1 protein-coding gene is annotated in these 1,193 nt (G+C 71.9%); it reads left to right on the forward strand.

Translation table 11 applies throughout. The features are described 5' to 3' along the window. The coding region (locus tag ACWD3D_RS37285; protein WP_451465058.1) for a sensor histidine kinase at nucleotides 1-1,193 on the forward strand (1,193 nt) is incomplete at both ends.

Consider the following 1,193-nt stretch of genomic DNA (forward strand, 5'->3'; position numbering starts at 1 on the left):
GCCGATGCCTGGGCCCTGGCGGGCGGCCCCGTCCTCACACGGATGCGCGCCGTCGAGGCCGCCGCGTCGGACCGGTCGGCGGGCCGTTCGGATCCGCTGACGAGCGGGCTTACGAGCCCCGACGGGGCCGCGGTGCTGTTCGGATTCGTCGCCGTGGTCGCCGCGCTCGTCATTTCCGTACGCATCGGGAGTGGCCTCGTCACGGAGCTGGTGAGCCTGCGTGACAGCGCCCTCGCCATCGCCCGCCGCGAACTGCCGCGAGCGATGGAACGCCTGCGGGCGGGCGAGAAGATCGACGTGAAGGCCGAATCGCTGCCGCGCAGACCCTCGCAGGACGAGATCGGCCAGGTCGGCGAGGCACTCGACATCGTGCACCGCGCGGCGCTCAGCGCGGCGGTGGAGCGTGCCGAACTCGCCAGCGGCATCGCCGGGGTCTTCGTCAACCTCGCCCGCCGCAGCCAGGTCCTGGTCCACCGCCAGTTGAACCTCCTGGACGGCATGGAAAGGCGGGCCGACGACCCCGGCGAACTGGCCGACCTCTTCCGCCTCGACCACCTGACCACCCGCATGCGCCGGCACGCCGAAAGCCTGATCATCCTCTCCGGCGCCGCCCCCGGACGGGCCTGGCGCAGACCCGTACCGCTCACCCAGGTGGTCCGGGCGGCGGTCTCGGAGATCGAGGACTACGCCCGGGTGGAGGTGCGCCGCCTCGACGACGTCTCCGTGACGGGCGCCGCGGTCGCCGACCTCACCCACCTGCTCGCCGAACTCGTGGAGAACGCGGCCCAGTTCTCGCCGCCGCACACCAAGGTGCGGATCACCGGCGAACCCGTGGGCAACGGCTACGCGATCGAGATCGAGGACCGGGGCCTAGGCATGGGCGGGGAACTCCTCGCGCAGGCCAACAAACGCATCGAGCAGTCCGAGGCGCTCGACCTCTTCGACAGCGACCGGCTCGGGCTCTTCGTGGTGAGCCGGCTCTCCTCCCGCCACCGGATCAAGGTCGGGCTCCGCACCTCCCCGTACGGCGGCACCACCGCGGTGGTCCTGCTGCCGACCACGCTGCTCCAAGGCGAGCCGCCGCAGAGCGCGGAGCCGGGTGGCCCGCCTCCGCTCCTGAAGACGGAGACGATCGACGTGTGGGTCGACAAGGACGACCTGCTCGTCAAGAAGACCGAGCGGGGAGACAGCGC

The sequence above is a fragment of the Streptomyces sp. NPDC002690 genome (assembly GCF_053592415.1).